This is a genomic window from Pseudomonas sp. S3_B11 (assembly GCF_054667715.1).
This window is the reverse complement of sequence record NZ_CP162749.1, coordinates 6135415-6150213: the sequence shown is the minus strand read 5'-3', so window position 1 is coordinate 6150213 and position 14799 is coordinate 6135415. Positions and strand designations below refer to the sequence as shown.

Below are 14799 nucleotides of genomic sequence, written 5' to 3'. Positions count from 1 at the left end.
CGCGGTTTATCCTCGGATCGCCCAGAAGGCCAGGTTCAGCCCTGGGAACTGGCCGGCGATGTGGAACGCAAAGCCGCCGGAGTTGCTCAACTGCTGCCAGTGATCGCTGCCCCGGTCGAGCTCGTAGTAAGTGGAGCCGGCGTGGTACGGCAGCTGCCGTGGCGCCACCGGCAACGGCAGCAGGCCGATGCCCGGCAGTTGCAGATTGACCAGGTCGCGGATGTGCTCCACCGAACCGACCTTGCTCTGCTGGCCGAAGCGGCCGCGCAGGGTCTCGGCCGGCACGTCGGCGCGCACCACCAGGATGAAACTGGCACTGTCGAGCAGGGTCTTGTCGGCCAGCATCGCCACGTGGATGCCGTAGGCTTTCTCGACAATCGGAATTGGCGTCGCCTTGCTGTCGATCAGCATCGACAGGGCTTCGCGCAGGGCCTGCATCACGGGCGCGTAGCTGAGCGCCAGGTCATCGTGCTGGTAAGGCGGGTATTGCTGCGGTCGGCGCCCGGACGCGGTGAACGTGGAGAACTCCCCGGCCAGGCTCACCAGCTCGCTGTAGAAACGCTCGGGATGCAGCGGGCTCAACTGGCTCAGGTGCTGGATCAGCGGCTGGGCGCGGTTGACCAGTTGCAACAGCATGAAATCGGCAATTTCCGAGGCGCCACCGGCGCCGGACGCCACTACCCGCCCGGCCAGGGCTTCGCCGCGTTGATGCAGCAGGCCCAGCAGTTCGCTGCGAAACGCCGCCAGTGGCTTGGAGGCGATCACATCCAGCAGCGGCGGGATGTAGGCGTCGTCGAGTACCAATGCACGGTCGGCGCGCTTTTCCTTGATGCGCACCACGCCGATGGCGGCGTAGTCGCCGATGCCATCCTGTTCGGTCAGCAACCGCAGCGCCCGCGAGCCGAGGGCCACCGGTGCGCGGTTTTCGAACGGTGCGTTGTCGTCACGCACCTCGCACACCTGGCTCACATAACGCGCAGCGCCGAGGTCTTCGCCTTCGTCCACGGTGTCCCGGGCGCCGGCGCGCTTGAGCGGCAAGGCCAGGTACACCAGGCCATCGCGCAGGTTGTCGTCGACGTTCAGCGGGGTTGGTGCCAGGTCATCCTGGGGAATGTTGAAGGGCGTACCGTCCGGCAACAGGCCGCGCGCCGAGATGATCGCCAGCTTGCCCTGGGCCAGCAGGCCCTGGTCGATCAGCAATTCGGAAAAACCCCAGGCGCCGGCCGACAACGGGCGGCTGCGTGCGTCGATGAGGTTTTCCAGGTAACGGTCATGCTGTTGGAAGTGCTGCGTTCCAATGAACATGCCTTCCGACCAGACCACGCGATTGTTCCAGGACATGGGGGCTCCGATTGCTTATTGGGCAGGGCTGGATGGGGGGACGACGACGGCGCTGCGCACGGCGCGCACATCGAGGCTGATCTGGTATTCGGTGTATTCGCGCGCCGGGACGTTCATCACCGTGCGCCACAGCGACTGGTCCAGCTCGCGATAGCCCACCAGTATTCCGATATGCCGCGTGGCCGGGTCGAGGTCGCGTTGCAGGCTCAGTTGCTGGCCGGGCTGGATCAGCACCTCGTCCTGGTCGATCAGGTCGGCGCCCAGCGTTGCCTGGGCCCGTTCGGCGAGGGCGAAATAATCGGCACGGCCGAAGGTCGCGGCATTTTTCAGTTCGAAAATGCGCACCCGGACCGGGGCCGGCTGGCCGGTGGCGCCGGGGTTGAGGCCGGCAATGGCGTGAAAGTGCAGCTCGATGGCGGCGGTGTCGGCCTCAGCTTCTTCGGGCTGGGGGTTGGCCGCATCCTTGGCGCACGCCGTCAGCAGAAGCGCGGTGGCGACTGCGAGTAAAAACCTGGGAATCATCCTGCGTCCTCAATGACGTTTGAGCTATCCGTTGTGTGCCGATCAATCTTGTTATGGGACGGCGCCGCTTAGCGGCGTCGCTGTCGCGTACTGTGTTCTTCGTAGGCGCGGCTGAACTCGCGACCGAACAGGTCCTGGAAATCCTCCTGGGCTTCCCGGGAAATGTTGCTGTAGAGCTCGGTGAACTGCTGCCAGTACTGGGCCTGTCGCGAGCCGCTGAAAATACCCGAGAGCCCACCGGGCTTGGCCATGCGTTCTTCCAGTTGCGCCGGCTCGAAACGCCCCAGCAAATGCTTGATGGCCGCTTCCACGCCGGCCATCACCGCCAGTTGGTGGGCCCGCAAGTCATCGAAACTGTCACGCACCGCCGCGTCCGGGGCCATGAACGCCTGGTTGCCGTGGCGCAACAGCAACAGCAAGGCTTCATCCACATTGGGGGCGAATTTCAGCGGGTTGTTTTCCACCGGCTGGATCATCGTCTGCTGGATACGGAACTCACCCTTGAGGCTGCTGCGGGCGCGCAAGACATCGATCAGACCTTCGACCATCAACCGGTAACTGCGCCCGATGCTTTCCATCTGTGCTTCGGCGTTGGCCTTGTCCAGGCGCAACTGATCGAGCCCGGCACCGCGCAGGAAGGCTTGCAGCAAATCGGGTTGGTTGGCCTCGATCGGGGTAACTGGAGCGACCGAAGCAACTGGAGCAACTGGAGCAACTGGAGCAACTGGAGGTGCGACCGGGGGCTCGACGCGGGTGACCGACGCTTCGGGCACGGGTGCCGGCGGCGGTGCGCTGATTTCAGCAAAAATGTCGACGAGCGGGGCCTGCGGGACAGGCGACGCGACCGGCTCAACCACAGGTGGTAGCGGCACCGGCTGCGGGGCCACGGGCTGCGGGGCTACCGCCACCGGAACCGGCTTATCGCTGAAGGGATCCCAGTCATCCGGAATCACCGAGGCAGACGACGGTATCACCGGCTCCACCACGGGCGGCGGGCTCGGCCGGGGAATTGGCGTCGGCGGGCGGAAGTTGTGCTGCTCGGCCGGCACATGATCAGGCTGGGTGGCCGGCGGGACACTGGCTGGGGTCAAGAAATCGAACAGGTCCGGCAGGGTATCCATGGCCGACCCGCCCTGGAAATGCGCAGGCGGAGCCGCTTGGATCGGCGATGGCGCATGAAGCGGCGACGGCGTATGCACGGCGGCGCCCTGGCGCCCCATCAAGGCCTCGAAACTGCTGGGCGATTCGGCAAACGGGTTGCAGTCGGTGACCGGCAGGCTGAAATCGACGCGCGCCTGGATCTCATAATCACCGATGCGGATCACTTCGCCGTCTTGCAGGGGTTCGCTGTTGCCCTTGCGCAGGCGAACACCGGCCTTGACCAATTCCACACCATTAGTACTGTTATCAGTTAAATAATAACGCCCGTCTTTGTATTGGATAACGCAATGTTTGCCGGAAACCAGGCGCTCAGGGTCCGGCAATACCCAGTCATTATCGGAATTACGGCCAATTGCCATCACCCCCTGATCCATGGACTTTTCAGAACACTGGCCTGGGGTGATCTTGTGATAACTAGTGATAGTCAAACACAGCGGCATCTTGCCTCCTTGCTGAATACTTCGCGCGCGGGCGGGAGTGAGGGTTCAGGCCCTGACTACCCGCCGGCAACCTTTGCCAACAGCCGTGAAACGGCTTTTTGCCAGCATGATTGCTGATCATAACCGGCTTGCGTGACAAAAACCCCACGTCAGTTGCCGCTTCGACCGATGGGTCGGGCAGGCTGTTAAGCCCATCACAACTGTTACAGAGGGGATACATTGTTGAAATAGCTTACCTTGACAAGCGATAAGTACTACACCAAAAATGCACAACTTCTTGAATATACATGATGGCACTTTAAGATCAGTGCAAGTCTAAAGAGCCATTACCGTCAAGGAACATGTGAGTTTCATCCGAAACTTGCGTGTGAACTGCCCGACTTTCTTCAGCGGGTGATAGGGAGATCGATCCAAGTGGATGTGCCTTTGTTGCTCGCCGCCGTTTCCGCGACTTCGCCGTGTGGTGAAGATTTGGAATATGACGCGGATTTCTTGCGCCTGGAACGCGACTCCCGGGGCCAGCCCGAACGCAGCATGGGCGATTCGATCCTGCCTGCCGAACCTCCTGAGTGGCGCAGCATCCAGCAGCAGAGCCTGGACTTGCTGCAACGCAGCAAAGACCTGCGCATCACCCATTTCCTGTTGCAAAGCTCCCTGGCCCTCGAAGGCCTGCCGGGCATGGCCCGTGTGCTGACGCTGATCAGCGAACTGCTCAAGCAGTACTGGGCCGAGTTGCATCCGCGCCTGGACGCCGAGGACGACAACGATCCCACTGTGCGCATCAATGCCCTCGCCGGCCTGACGTCCGACATCACCATTCGCTTGCTGCGCGAGAGCATCCTGGCCCGCTCGCGGACCTTCGGTGCCGTCAGCCTGCGCGCCGCCGCCAACGCCAGCGGCCTGCAAAGTTTCCCGGATGAAAACCTCGGCGCCGAACAGCTCGCCGGGGCCCTGCTCGACAGCGACCCCGAGCAGTTGGAAATCACCCGTGCCGCCCTGCTGGAAGCCCGCAGCGCCGCCGAAGCCATCGAGCAGCAAGTCAGCGACCAGGTCGGTTCCGCCCAAGGCGTGGACCTTGGCCCGCTGAAGCAACCGCTGAAGATGGCCCTGCAGATTCTCGGCCAGTTCGCCCCGCAGAGCGGCGACAGCGCCCTGTCCGATCCCGTCAGCGACGACAGCGCCGCGCCAACGGAATATGCCAGCGCGCCAAGCACGCCGCGCAACACCAGCACGAGCACCGTCAGCGGCGAAATCAACAACCGTGACGACGTGCTGCGCAGCCTGGACCGGATTCTCGCTTACTACACCCGTCATGAGCCCTCCAGCCCGCTGCCGGTGCTGTTGAACCGGGCCAAGAATCTGGTGCACGCCGACTTCGCGGCCATTGTGCGCAACCTGATTCCCGACGGCATGAGTCAATTTGAAAACCTGCGCGGCCCAGACAGCGAATAAAAAGCGAACGGATCACGCAGTCACGTCACCGGTACCCCCGATGACGCCAACACCGTCGCTCAAGCGACCAGGAGCAGCAACGTGGCGAAGCAAAGTTCTCAGAAATTCATCGCGCGCAACCGCGCGCCTCGAGTGCAGATCGAGTACGACGTCGAGCTCTACGGCGCCGAGAAGAAGGTCCAGTTGCCCTTCGTCATGGGCGTGATGGCCGACCTCGCCGGCAAGCCCGCCGAGCCTCTGGCAGCGGTGGCTGATCGCAAGTTCCTCGAGATCGACGTCGATAACTTCGACTCGCGCCTCAAGGCCATGCAGCCGCGCGTGGCGTTCCATGTGCCTAACGAACTGACCGGCGAAGGCAACCTGAGCCTGGACCTGACGTTCGAAAGCATGGACGACTTCAGCCCGGCGGCCGTGGCCCGCAAGGTCGACTCGCTGAACAAGCTGCTCGAAGCGCGCACCCAGTTGGCCAACCTGCTGACCTACATGGACGGCAAGACCGGCGCCGAAGAAATCATCATGAAGGCGATCAAGGACCCAGCGCTGTTGCAGGCCCTGGCGAGCGCGCCGAAGCCAGCACAGGACCAATGATCATGACTGACAATACAGCTCGCGAAGGCGTGCAAAACCTGGGCGCAACCGAAGAAACCAGCGAGTTCGCGTCCCTGCTGCTGCAAGAATTCAAACCCAAGACCGAGCGCGCCCGCGAAGCCGTCGAAACGGCCGTACGCACCCTGGCCGAACAGGCCCTGGCGCAGACCGACCTGGTGTCCAATGACGCCATCAAGTCGATCGAATCGATCATCGCCGCCATCGACGCCAAGCTCACCGCCCAGGTCAACCAGGTCATCCACCACCCCGACTTCCAGCAACTGGAAAGCGCCTGGCGTGGCCTGCACTACCTGGTCAACAACACCGAGTCCGATGAGCAGCTCAAGATCCGCGTGCTCAACATCTCCAAGACCGACCTGCACAAGACCCTGAAGAAATTCAAGGGCACCGCGTGGGACCAGAGCCCGATCTTCAAGAAGATGTACGAAGAAGAATACGGCCAGTTCGGCGGCGAGCCTTACGGCTGCCTGGTAGGCGACTACTACTTCGACCAGTCGCCACCGGATGTCGAGCTGCTGGGCGAACTGTCGAAAGTCTGCGCGGCCATGCACTCCCCGTTCATCGCTGCGGCATCGCCGACCGTGATGGGCATGGGCTCGTGGCAGGAACTGTCGAACCCGCGCGACCTGACCAAGATCTTCACCACCCCGGAATACGCCGGCTGGCGCTCGCTGCGTGAATCGGAAGACTCGCGCTACATCGGCCTGACCATGCCACGCTTCCTGGCGCGCCTGCCGTACGGCGCCAAGACCGACCCGGTGGAAGCCTTCGCCTTCGAAGAAAACACCGACGGTGCCGACAGCTCCAAGTACACCTGGGCCAACGCCGCCTACGCGATGGCGGTGAACATCAACCGTTCGTTCAAACACTTCGGCTGGTGCTCGCGCATCCGTGGCGTGGAGTCCGGCGGTGAAGTGGAAAACCTGCCAGCCCACACCTTCCCGACCGACGACGGTGGCGTGGACATGAAGTGCCCAACCGAAATCGCCATCTCGGACCGCCGTGAAGCGGAGCTGGCGAAGAACGGTTTCATGCCGCTGCTGCACAAGAAAAACACCGACTTCGCCGCGTTCATCGGCGCCCAGTCCCTGCAGAAACCGGCCGAATACGACGACCCGGACGCCACCGCCAACGCCAACCTGGCCGCGCGCCTGCCGTACCTGTTCGCCACTTGCCGTTTCGCCCATTACCTCAAGTGCATCGTGCGCGACAAGATCGGTTCCTTCAAAGAGAAGGACGAGATGCAGCGCTGGTTGCAGGACTGGATCCTCAACTACGTCGACGGTGACCCGGCGCACTCCACCGAGACCACCAAGGCCCAGCACCCGTTGGCTGCAGCCGAAGTGATCGTCGAAGAAGTCGAAGGCAACCCGGGGTACTACAACTCCAAGTTCTACCTGCGCCCGCACTACCAGCTCGAAGGGCTGACCGTGTCGTTGCGCCTGGTATCGAAACTGCCTTCGGCCAAGGGCGCATAAAAACCAGCTGAACGATACGCAATAGAACATGTGGGAGCGAGCCTGCTCGCGATAGCGGTGGATCAGTCGCCACCTGCGTTGCCTGACACGCCGCCTTCGCGAGCAGGCTCGCTCCCACAGGGGATCTTCAGCGGTTTGGAGATCACCTTAGTTCCGTTCGGCACACGTAATTTCGCAAGGTCAGCGTCAACCAAACAATGTGGTAGAGACCACACAGGGAGAAAACATGGCTGTTGATATTTTCATCAAGATTGGCGACATCAAGGGCGAGTCCATGGACAAGGCCCACAAGGACGAGATCGATGTCCTGAACTGGAGCTGGGGCATGTCCCAGTCCGGCAACATGCACGTGGGCAGCGGCGGTGGTGCGGGCAAGGTCAACGTCCAGGACCTGTCCCTGACCAAGTACGTCGACAAGGCGTCGCCGAACCTGATGATGCACTGCGCCAGCGGCAAGCACATCGACAAGGTCAAGCTGACCGTGCGCAAGGCCGGCGGTGAAAGCCAGGTCGAGTACATGATCATCAACCTGGAAGAAGTGCTGGTCACTTCCCTGAGCACCGGCGGCTCGGGCGGCGATGATCGCCTGACTGAAAACGTCACCCTGAACTTCGCCAAGGTGCTGGTGGACTACCAGCCACAGAAAGCCGACGGCACCAAGGAAGGCGGTCCGGTCAAGTTCGGCTGGAACATCCGTCAGAACGTCAAGGTGTAATCGAACACGCCCCCGGTGCCACGCGCCGGGGGTGTTTGGTGCTTGCTCGAATCCAATTCTTTCCCACGTGGTATCTGAGTCATGGCCAAGCCTTCGTTTATCAATTTGTGGAAAGCCTATTCCGATTTGCTGGTGACCTATCCCGACGCGAAACCTTGCGACGGTCCTTGGGCAAACCAATGCGCGATTCGCATGAGCATCACGCTCAACACCGAGCTGACCGTCAAAGTCAACAAGTCCACCTATACCGAACCCAAGTGCGTCCATGGGCATGCACGAGGGGCCGAGTCATTGGCAAATTGGCTGTGGAAACATCATCTGGGTCGCCCGTTGATCCTCGGCGGAACTGCCGCGGACCGACGCAAGCTGCAAGACAAGACTGGCCTGATTTTCTTCAAGGATTGTTTCCAGCAAGTGGGAGAGGCCTCGGAAGGTCGCACCGGCGATCATATCGACCTCTGGAACCGTGGCCTAACCCTCGGGTATGACGATCCGGCCTATCGATCCCGAGCGATCTGGTTCTGGGAGCTCGTATGATCAAGACTCACTGCGCGATATGGGTGGTCTGCCTGTTGACCAGCCTGACCGCCTGTGCGCAACAGCAATCCCCGTCGACAACGGCCTCCGTAGCGGTGGAACAGGTCGTCTCGATGGGCGGACAAACTTTGAGGCTGGAAAACGACCAGGCGCGCTGCGCGCTGCGCAAGCCCGACCAGACCCTGATGCCACTCGACTTGGCTTGGCCCTGCCAGTTCACGGTCGATCGACAGGGCAAACCTCACGTCGAGACCTTCGGTAAGGTGCCCATTGTCATCGTTGTCCATGTATCTGCTGGCCCCCATAACAATCAGGAATGTCGCTCCGAATACCGCGCCGTGCGCCAGATCAATGGGCAGCTCGAGCCCTCGGTTATCGCGCGCAACGCCAGTTGCATGCGCGGCACAGGTGACCAGAAGAATTACACGGGCCTTTTCACTTGGTAACCGAAATCGCCACCCGCGATCGCCTTCAACCGTCCCTGCTGGACCGGTTGACCGACGACGATCCGACCAACCCGAAGGAAAGCGCCGACAAGCGCGTGCTCTCCCTGACCCAATTAAAAGCCTCGGTGCTGCGTGACCTGGCGTGGCTGCTCAACACCACCTCATTGCTCAGCGCCGATGCCACGTTGCATACCCCGGCGGGCACGTCGGTGGTGAATTTCGGGCTGCCGGCACTGGCCGGCAACAGCGCGTCGAACGTCGATGTCTCGGCCCTGGAAACCTTGATCCACCAGGCCATTGCCACCTTCGAACCGCGAATCCTGCGCCACACCCTGCGAGTGCGCGCCCGAGCGACGGCCGAGATGAACCACAATGCGTTGAGTTTCGAGATCGAAGGCGATCTCTGGGCGCAGCCGGTGCCGCTGCGCCTGATGCTGCAAACCGACCTGGACCTGGAAACCGGCCATGTGCGCGTGGTCAACGCCGACCAGCGGAGACGCTCATGAATCCACGCCTGCTGGAACTGTACAACCAGGAACTGCACCACGTGCGCGAAAGCGCGGCGGAGTTCGCCAAGGAATACCCGAAGATCGCCAGTCGGCTGACGTTGTCCGGCATGGACTGCGCCGACCCGTATGTCGAGCGCCTGCTGGAAGGCTTCGCCTACCTGACGGCACGGGTGCAGCTCAAGCTCGACGCCGAGTACCCGACCTTCACCCACAACCTGCTGGAAATCGCCTACCCGCATTACCTGGCGCCGACGCCGTCGATGACGGTGGTGCAATTGCAGGCCGACCCGGACGAAGGCTCGCTGAGCAGTGGTTTCCCGCTGCCGCGCGATACGGTCCTGCGTGCCGCCCTGGGGCGTGAAACCCAGACCTGCTGCGAGTACCGCACCGCCCACGCGGTGACGTTGTGGCCGTTGCAGGTCAGCCAGGCCGAGTACTTCGGCAACCCGTCCGCCGTGCTCGGGCGCCTGGCCGCCAGCGAACCGAAAGCCAAGGCCGGCCTGCGCCTGACCCTGCGCACCGGCGCCGAACTACCGTTCAACAGCCTGGCCCTGGACAACCTGCCGCTGTACTTGAGCGGTGCCGACGAACAGCCCTTCCGCCTCTACGAACAACTGCTGGGCAATGCCTGCGCGGTGTTCGCCCGCAAGCCCGGCGGCGACTGGGTGGAGCGGCTGCCGCAGGATGCGTTGCGCTCGCGCGGCTTCGACGATGCCGACGCCGCGCTGCCGGTGGTGCCGCGGGCCTTCCAGGGCTATCGCCTGTTGCAGGAATATTTCGCCCTGCCCCACCGTTTCCTGTTCGTCGACTTCACCCAGCTGAGCCGCGCGGTCAAGCGTTGCGACGGCCAGGAGCTGGAGCTGATCGTGCTGTTCGACCGTCACGATCCGAGCCTGGAAGGCAGCGTCGGCGCTTCGCAGTTCCTGCCGTTCTGCACCCCGGCCATCAACCTGTTTCCCAAGCGCCTGGACCGCATTCACTTGTCGGATCGGGTCAACGAACACCACGTGATCGCCGACCGTACCCGGCCGATGGATTTCGAAGTGCATTCGCTGAACGGCCTCACCGGCCACGGCACCGGGCCGGAGCAACCGTTCCTGCCGTTCTACGCCGTACGCGATCCGTCCCGTTATGGCCGCGACCAGGCCTATTACACCGTGCGGCGCGAACCGCGCGTGCTGTCCAGCGACCAGCGACGCAACGGCCCGCGCTCGACCTACATCGGCAGCGAGACCTTCGTCAGCCTGGTGGACAGCCAGCAAGCGCCCTATCGCCACGACCTGCGCCAACTGGGCGTGACCGCACTGTGCACCAACCGCGACCTGCCGCTGTTCATGAGCGTGGGCAACGGCAAGACCGACTTCACCCTCGCCGACAGTGCGCCGGTTGGCGCCGTGCGCTGCGTGGCCGGGCCCAGTCGCCCACGGGCCAGCCATGCCCACGACGCCAAGGCCTGGCGGCTGATCAGCCAGTTGTCGCTGAACTACTTGTCGTTGAGCGAACAAGGCCAAGGCGCAGCCGCCCTGCGTGAACTGCTGCGCCTGTACGGCGACAGCAACGACGCGGCGCTGCAGTTGCAGATCGAAGGCCTGCGCGAAGTCAGCAGCAAAGCCTGCACCCGGCGCTTGCCGATGCCTGGCCCGATCGTGTTTGGTCGCGGCCTGGAGATCACCCTGGAATTCGATGAAAACGCGTTTCGCGGCACCGGGGTGTTCCTGCTCGGCGCGGTGTTCGAGCGCTTCCTGGCACGCTACGTGTCGATCAACAGTTTTACCGAGACGGTGATCCGTACCACCGAACGCGGCGAGATCATGCGATGGAAAGCCAAGCCCGGACGTCGTCCGACCCTGTGAGTACCCTGGAAGCGATGCACCAGGAACCCTGGGAATACGATTTCTTCCAGGCGTTGCGGCGCATCGAGTGCGAATCCCCCGAGCTGCCGCGCCTGGGCCATTCCCTGCGCCTGGCCGACGACCCGCTGCGCCTCGGGCAACGGGCCGAATGCACCTTCGCCCCGGCCACCCTTGCCTCGGTGCAACCGGGCAGCGACGGTGCGCCGGCACGCCTGGAGCAATTTTTCTTCGGCCTCGGCGGACCCAACGGCCCGATGCCGCTGCACATCACCGAATACGTGCGCGAACGCCAGCGCAACAACGCCGACAGCACCAGCAAGCGCTTCCTCGATGTGTTTCACCATCGCCTGCTCAGCCTGTTTTATCGGGCCTGGGCCGAAGCGCGGCCGACGGTCAGCCACGATCGCCCGGACGATGACTATTGGTCGGCGCGCCTGGCGGCACTGAGCGGTCGGGGCATGCCCAGCCTGCTCAACCAGGGGTTGATTCCCGACACGGCGAAGCTGCACTACAGCGGCCACCTGGCAGCGCAAACCCGCTACCCGGACGGTTTGAAGGCAATCCTCGGCGAGTACTTCGGCCTTCCGGTGGAGATCGAAGAATACGTCGGCCAATGGCTGGAACTGCCCGAACGCAGCCGCGTCGGGGTCAGCGCTCATCAATTGGGCGTGGACTTCTGCCTGGGCCGCTTCGTGTGGGATCGCCAGCACAAATTCCGCATTCGCCTGGGGCCACTCAAGCTCGTTGACTACATGGGCATGCTGCCTGGCAGCCAACCGTTCAACGAGCTGGTGGCCTGGGTCGCCGAATACCTGGGCCATGAACTGGACTGGGACCTGAACCTGGTCCTGGAGCAACCCGAAGTCCCGGCATTGCAACTCAATGGGCGTTTCCGCCTGGGTTTCAATACCTGGCTGGGCCGCCCCGAAACAGATGCCAACGATTTAATACTGGCCCGGCATTACGCCGAACAGGCCAACACCTCACAGACCTCAAGGAGCCATGAGCATGGGTGAAATCAGTCGCGCCGCGTTGTTCGGCAAACTCAACAGCGTGGCCTACAAAGCCATCGAAGCCGCCACCGTGTTCTGCAAGTTGCGCGGTAACCCTTATGTGGAACTGGCCCACTGGTTTCACCAGTTGCTGCAACTGCAGGACTCGGACCTGCACCGCATCATCCGCCAGTTCAACATCGAACCGGCGCGCCTGGCCCGTGACCTGACCGAAGCCCTGGATCGCCTGCCACGGGGTTCGACGTCCATCACCGACCTGTCGTCCCACGTCGAAGAAGCCGTGGAACGCGGCTGGGTCTACGGCAGCCTGATGTTCGGCGAAAGCCAGGTTCGCACCGGTTACCTGGTGCTGGGCATTCTCAAGACCCCGAGCCTGCGCCACGCACTGCTGGGCTTGTCGTCGGAGTTCGACAAGGTCAAGGTCGAAGCCCTGAGCGAACGGTTTGACGAATACGTCGGCGACTCGCCGGAAAACGCCCTGACCGCCAGCGACGGCTTCAATGCCGGCGCGGTGCCGGGCGAAGCCAGCGGCGCCATGGCCCCTAGCGCCATGGGCAAGCAGGAAGCCCTCAAGCGCTTTACCGTCGACCTCACCGAGCAGGCCCGCAGCGGCAAGCTCGACCCGATCGTCGGCCGTGACGAAGAGATCCGCCAACTGGTGGACATCCTCATGCGCCGCCGGCAGAACAACCCGATCCTTACCGGTGAAGCCGGCGTGGGCAAGACCGCCGTGGTCGAAGGCTTCGCCCTGCGCATCGTCGCCGGCGACGTGCCGCCGGCCCTCAAGGACGTGGAACTGCGCAGCCTCGACGTGGGCCTGTTGCAGGCCGGCGCCAGCATGAAAGGCGAGTTCGAACAGCGCCTGCGCCAGGTCATCGAAGACGTCCAGGCCTCGCCCAAGCCGATCATCCTGTTCATCGACGAAGCCCACACCCTGGTCGGTGCCGGTGGCGCCGCCGGCACGGGCGACGCGGCCAACCTGCTCAAGCCGGCGTTGGCCCGTGGCACCTTGCGCACCGTGGCCGCCACGACCTGGGCCGAGTACAAGAAGCACATCGAAAAAGACCCGGCCCTGACCCGCCGCTTCCAAGTGGTGCAAGTGGCCGAGCCGTCGGAAGACAAGGCCCTGCTGATGATGCGCGGCGTGGCCTCGACCATGGAAAAACACCACCAGGTGCAGATCCTCGACGAAGCCCTGGAAGCTTCGGTCAAGCTGTCCCACCGCTACATTCCCGCGCGCCAGCTGCCGGACAAATCCGTGAGCCTGCTGGACACCGCCTGCGCCCGCGTCGCCATCAGCCTGCACGCCGTACCGGCCGAAGTGGACGACAGCCGTCGGCGCATCGAAGCGCTGGAAACCGAGTTACAAATCATCGCCCGTGAACACGCGATTGGCGTGGTCATCGGCAACCGCCAGACCCAAAGCGAAACCCTGCTGAGCGCCGAGCGCGAACGCCTGGCCGAGCTGGAAAGCCGCTGGGCCGAAGAGAAAACCCTGGTGGACGAACTGCTCGCCACCCGCGCCACCTTGCGCGAACGCGTTGGCGTGGTGGACAGCGAAGACAACAGCGAAGCTTCTGACAACGAAAGCCACCAACTGCGCGAGAAACTGGTGGACCTGCAACAGCGCCTGACCGCCCTGCAAGGCGAAACCCCGCTGATCCTGCCGACCGTGGATTACCAGGCCGTGGCCTCGGTGGTCGCCGACTGGACCGGTATCCCGGTGGGCCGCATGGCCCGCAACGAACTGGAAACCGTGCTCAACCTCGACCATCATCTGAAGAAACGCATCATCGGCCAGGACCATGCCTTGCAGATGATTGCCAAGCGCATCCAGACCTCCCGCGCCGGCCTCGACAACCCGAGCAAGCCGATTGGTGTGTTCATGCTCGCCGGCACCTCCGGCGTGGGCAAGACCGAAACCGCCCTGGCCCTGGCCGAAGCCATGTACGGCGGCGAGCAGAACGTCATCACCATCAACATGAGCGAGTTCCAGGAAGCCCACACCGTATCGACCCTCAAGGGTGCGCCACCGGGCTACATCGGCTATGGCGAAGGCGGCGTGCTGACCGAAGCCGTGCGGCGCAAACCGTACAGCGTGGTGTTGCTGGACGAGGTCGAGAAGGCCCACCCGGACGTGCATGAGATCTTCTTCCAGGTGTTCGACAAAGGCGTGATGGAGGACGGTGAAGGCCGGGTGATCGACTTCAAGAACACCTTGATCCTGCTGACCACCAACGCCGGCACCGAGTTGATTGCCCAGGTCTGCAAAGACCCGCAGAACGTGCCCGAGCCGGAAGAAATCGCCAAGGCCCTGCGCCAACCGCTGCTGGAGATTTTCCCGCCAGCCTTGCTGGGCCGCCTGGTGACGATCCCGTACTACCCGCTCAGCGACGAGATGCTCAAGGCCATCACCCGCCTGCAACTCAACCGCATCAAGAAGCGCGTGGAAAGCACCCACAAAGTCGCCTTCGACTACGACGACGCGGTGATCGACCTGATCGTCTCGCGTTGCACCGAAACCGAAAGCGGCGGGCGCATGATCGACACCATCCTGACCAACAGCCTGCTGCCGGACATGAGCCGCGAGTTCCTGACCCGCATGCTCGAAGGCAAGGCTTTGGCCGGGGTGCGGATCAACGCCGTGGACAATGAATTGCAGTACGATTTCAGCGACGCGGCCTGACCCGAAGGAGCACCGCATAACCCTGTGGGAGCGAGCT

13 protein-coding genes are annotated in these 14799 nt (G+C 63.1%); 10 read left to right on the top strand and 3 right to left on the bottom strand.

From position 1 onward, the window contains the following. Positions 1 to 6: 6 nt before the first annotated feature. The 3 genes from tssK to tagH all read right to left on the bottom strand — a co-directional run bounded on the left by tssK (position 7) and on the right by tagH (position 3464). Positions 7 to 1341, bottom strand: a complete 1335-nt coding sequence (gene tssK / locus AB4O22_RS27455) for a type VI secretion system baseplate subunit TssK (RefSeq protein WP_003206916.1) — start codon at positions 1339 to 1341, stop codon at positions 7 to 9. Positions 1342 to 1356: 15 nt separating this feature from the next. Further along, positions 1357 to 1863, bottom strand: a complete 507-nt coding sequence (gene tssJ / locus AB4O22_RS27450; protein ID WP_057449405.1) for a type VI secretion system lipoprotein TssJ — start codon at positions 1861 to 1863, stop codon at positions 1357 to 1359. A gap of 68 nt (positions 1864 to 1931) precedes the next feature. Further along, positions 1932 to 3464 carry a type VI secretion system-associated FHA domain protein TagH gene (gene tagH / locus AB4O22_RS27445; RefSeq protein ID WP_460105846.1) on the bottom strand — a complete coding sequence of 511 codons (1533 nt, stop codon included), beginning with the start codon at positions 3462 to 3464 and terminating at the stop codon, positions 1932 to 1934. Between the two features lie 414 nt (positions 3465 to 3878). Between tagH and tssA the strand changes: the two genes are divergently transcribed. From tssA to tssH, 10 genes are all read left to right on the top strand, one after another. Beyond that, complete coding sequence (gene tssA / locus AB4O22_RS27440; RefSeq protein WP_003206922.1) at positions 3879 to 4916, top strand: type VI secretion system protein TssA; 1038 nt, start codon at positions 3879 to 3881, stop codon at positions 4914 to 4916. Between the two features lie 81 nt (positions 4917 to 4997). Then, complete coding sequence (gene tssB / locus AB4O22_RS27435; RefSeq protein WP_003206923.1) at positions 4998 to 5504, top strand: type VI secretion system contractile sheath small subunit; 507 nt, start codon at positions 4998 to 5000, stop codon at positions 5502 to 5504. 2 nt (positions 5505 to 5506) lie between these two features. Beyond that, the gene (gene tssC, locus AB4O22_RS27430) at positions 5507 to 7003 is read left to right on the top strand and encodes a type VI secretion system contractile sheath large subunit (protein ID WP_003206925.1); all 1497 of its coding nucleotides are present in this window, start codon (positions 5507 to 5509) and stop codon (positions 7001 to 7003) included. A 226-nt stretch (positions 7004 to 7229) separates the two neighbouring features. Further along, the gene (locus AB4O22_RS27425) at positions 7230 to 7718 is read left to right on the top strand and encodes an Hcp family type VI secretion system effector (RefSeq protein WP_003206927.1); all 489 of its coding nucleotides are present in this window, start codon (positions 7230 to 7232) and stop codon (positions 7716 to 7718) included. An 81-nt stretch (positions 7719 to 7799) separates the two neighbouring features. Next, on the top strand, positions 7800 to 8255 hold the full coding sequence (locus tag AB4O22_RS27420) for a type VI secretion system amidase effector protein Tae4 (RefSeq protein ID WP_013694574.1): 456 nt from the start codon (positions 7800 to 7802) through the stop codon (positions 8253 to 8255). Further along, positions 8252 to 8701, top strand: a complete 450-nt coding sequence (locus AB4O22_RS27415; RefSeq protein ID WP_003206930.1) for a hypothetical protein — start codon at positions 8252 to 8254, stop codon at positions 8699 to 8701. The genes AB4O22_RS27420 and AB4O22_RS27415 overlap by 4 nt, the downstream gene beginning before the upstream one ends. Continuing rightward, positions 8695 to 9207 (top strand): type VI secretion system baseplate subunit TssE, encoded by a 513-nt coding sequence (gene tssE / locus AB4O22_RS27410; protein ID WP_003206934.1) that lies wholly within the window; start codon positions 8695 to 8697, stop codon positions 9205 to 9207. Before AB4O22_RS27415 ends, tssE begins: the two co-directional genes overlap by 7 nt. Continuing rightward, entirely contained in the window at positions 9204 to 11063 is a 1860-nt protein-coding gene (gene tssF / locus AB4O22_RS27405) for a type VI secretion system baseplate subunit TssF (protein ID WP_003206936.1), read from the top strand. The genes tssE and tssF overlap by 4 nt, the downstream gene beginning before the upstream one ends. Continuing rightward, positions 11027 to 12079, top strand: a complete 1053-nt coding sequence (tssG, locus tag AB4O22_RS27400; RefSeq protein ID WP_003206938.1) for a type VI secretion system baseplate subunit TssG — start codon at positions 11027 to 11029, stop codon at positions 12077 to 12079. Before tssF ends, tssG begins: the two co-directional genes overlap by 37 nt. Then, the gene (gene tssH / locus AB4O22_RS27395; RefSeq protein WP_460097590.1) at positions 12072 to 14762 is read left to right on the top strand and encodes a type VI secretion system ATPase TssH; all 2691 of its coding nucleotides are present in this window, start codon (positions 12072 to 12074) and stop codon (positions 14760 to 14762) included. The genes tssG and tssH overlap by 8 nt, the downstream gene beginning before the upstream one ends. Positions 14763 to 14799 lie beyond the last annotated feature (37 nt).